The 2725-nt window shown below is 63.0% G+C and carries 4 protein-coding genes; all 4 read left to right on the plus strand.

Annotated elements, in window-relative coordinates:
* A partial coding sequence (locus tag B3873_RS25275) for a DNA-binding protein (RefSeq protein ID WP_286869802.1) occupies nucleotides 1-942 on the plus strand: 942 nt, incomplete at its 5' end.
* 182 nt (nucleotides 943-1124) lie between these two features.
* On the plus strand, nucleotides 1125-1325 hold the full coding sequence (locus B3873_RS25280; RefSeq protein WP_209532773.1) for a hypothetical protein: 201 nt from the start codon (nucleotides 1125-1127) through the stop codon (nucleotides 1323-1325).
* A 148-nt stretch (nucleotides 1326-1473) separates the two neighbouring features.
* Nucleotides 1474-2295 (plus strand): MetQ/NlpA family ABC transporter substrate-binding protein, encoded by an 822-nt coding sequence (locus B3873_RS25285; RefSeq protein ID WP_209532771.1) that lies wholly within the window; start codon nucleotides 1474-1476, stop codon nucleotides 2293-2295.
* A gap of 31 nt (nucleotides 2296-2326) precedes the next feature.
* Nucleotides 2327-2725: ATP-binding cassette domain-containing protein (locus B3873_RS25290; RefSeq protein ID WP_286869808.1), on the plus strand; the 399-nt coding region annotated here is incomplete at its 3' end.

Raw genomic sequence — 2725 nt, forward strand, 5'->3', positions numbered from 1 at the left:
ACTACAATCCACAAATACCTGAAGGAATTGGAAGAAGAGGAGGGCGGCCAGGGCCACCCGCGCAGCATCAGCGAGGCGCTGCAGGACCTGGTGGAGCGGCTCGCCGTGCAGTTGCAGGAGGAGGCCCGGGCTGAGGTCAAGGCAGTGCGTGCCGAAACGGAGACGGTAACGGCTCGATTGGCGCAGGAATTGGCATTGCTGAAGGCCGCCCATGGCGAGCAGGGCCTGCGTCTGGATCAGACGCAAAAAGCCCTGATCGCCGAGCGCGCGGCCCATGAGAAAACCCGCGAGGAACGCCAGGAGCAAACCGCCATGGCACGCACCCTGGAAGTGAAGCTCGCTGCCTTGGAGGAACGCCTGGCCGAAAACGAACAGCACCGCCAGTCGCTCGAAGAAAAGCACCAGCACGCCCGCGATGCCCTGGAGCACTACCGCAGTGCAGCCAAGGACCAGCGCGACCAGGACCAGCGACGCCACGAGCAACAGCTCCAGACCCTGCAAGCCGAATTGCGCCAGTTGCGCCAGGATGCAGTGGTGCGCCAGGAGGACGTCACCCGACTCAATCAGGAAGGCGTGCGCCTGATTGCCGAGTTGTCGCATGCACGGCAGGCGCTGGCAGAACAGCACACGCTGGCCACGCGTCGCGAACAACAAATGGAGGTGCTGCAGGAACAGGCTTCCGCCAAGCGCGTGCTCGAAGCGCAGCTGGCTGCCAGGAACGAGGCCTTGACGCAACTGCAGGCCCGGGTCATCAGTGCGGAAGAAGAGGCCGCCAGTGCGCGCCGGCAATGGCAGCAGGGCGAGCGCGAGCTGGCGGCGGTGCGCGCACGACTGGAAACGCACGAAGCGCTGCTCAAAGAGTGGCGCGACCACTCCGCTGCGCAACAGGATAAAAAGGCAGCGCTACCGGTACCGAAAGAGCCTGATACCGACGCCGGCTGATACCGGGGCAGGGCAGGGGTACCGTCCGCGCACTCGCCGCACTTTCATGCTTGACCTCGATTCAGCCAGCCATGCCCGCCGATGAAGGCTCATGCAAAAAGCTGATATCCAAGCATGTTTTACTTTGTAGCTCCAAATGATCTGATCGCCCACAATCGGGGCTCGCGGCGGCTTTCGAGGCCGTGTCCGCAGCCTCCATTGAACGACTCCACGATCAGGTCATGCACGCAAAGAACTTCATTCGCCGCTTCCGGTTTCCGCAGCATCTGGCTGGTGCCATCCTCGCCCTGAGCGCAGCGCACGCGCACGCTCAAGCCCTGACCATCGGCGTGACGCCCGGCGTGATCAAACGGCTTTACAGCCTGCCCTGGCAAAAACCCTGAATGAAGCTTTGTGTCGCTGGCGAGTGATCTTCTCGTGCCTCGCCGGCCGCAAGCCCGCTTCCAGCGGCCTCCCGTTGCGCCGACGCTGCCAGCGGCTGATTCACGACCTGAACATTTTTTCCAAAAACCCATTTTTTCGGAGCCCCGCATGCAGCCGTCTCGTCTTTTCCGTCATTTGCTGGTCGTCCTGACTGTCCTTTCTGCCCATGCCGGTGTGGCGCACGCCGCCGACAAGCTGCGCATCGGCGTGGTGCCTGGGGCCTATGGCGACTCCATCGCAGTGGCCGCCAAGGAGGCCAAGAACCAGGGCATTGACGTGCAAGTCGTCGAATTCACCGACTGGACCACGCCCAATGTGGCGGTGGATGCCGGGGATCTGGACCTGAACTATTTCCAGCACCAACCCTTCCTCGACAATACCATCCAGAAGAACGGCTACAAGCTGGCCAGTGCCGGCACCGGCATTCTCGCCAACGTCGGCCTGTATTCGCTCAAGCACAAGACCTTTGCGCAGGTGCCACAGGGCGGCAAGGTCGGCATCGCCAACGACCCGGTCAACCAGGGGCGCGGGCTGCTGTTGCTGCAAAGCGTGGGGCTGATCAAGCTCAAGCCCAACGTCGGCTATCTCGGCAGCCTCAATGACATCGTCGAGAACCCCAAGAAGCTGAACTTCGTGGAAGTGGAAGGCCCGCAGCTGGTGCGCATCACGCCGGATGTGGACCTGGCCCAGGGCTATCCGCACTTCATCGTGGCGGCCAAGGCCTTCGATCCCTCCAGCGGGCTGGCCTATTCCGGCATCGAGGATGCCCGTTTCGCCATCCAGTTCGTCACCAAGGCCAGCCGCGTGAATGATCCGGTGATCCAGAAATTCATCCGCATCTACCAGAACTCCGAGACCGTCAAGGCCGATATCCACCGCGCCTTCAACAGCGACAAGCGTCTCTACACGCTGGCCTGGCAGAAGCCCTGAACCCGCCGCACCCGTCCCGGAAGGAAACCGCATGGAACTCTCGATCACGGCCAGACAATCCTTGACCGCTCCCAGCCGTCCCGAGGCGGAGCATGAGGCTGCCTCGCTGAACTCCGCCGCCGGCGGACCCTGGCCCGCCAGCGGTCCCAAGGGCCGGGTGGCCTTGCGCCAGGTCGGCAAGACTTATCTTTCATCGGCCGGTCCGGTGCAGGCCTTGCAGGACATCGATCTGGAGATCGCGCCCGGCAGCATCTTCGGCATCATTGGCCGCAGCGGGGCCGGCAAATCCAGCCTGCTGCGCACCATCAACCGGCTGGAGACGCCCAGCACCGGGCGCATCGAAGTCGATGGGGTGGATATCGCTACCCTCGACGATGCGCAACTGGTGCAATTGCGCCGGCGCATCGGCATGATCTTCCAGCATTTCAAC

Origin of the sequence: Herbaspirillum sp. UBA812, assembly GCF_002296545.1 — a bacterium.
Lineage (GTDB): Bacteria > Pseudomonadota > Gammaproteobacteria > Burkholderiales > Burkholderiaceae_D > Herbaspirillum > Herbaspirillum huttiense.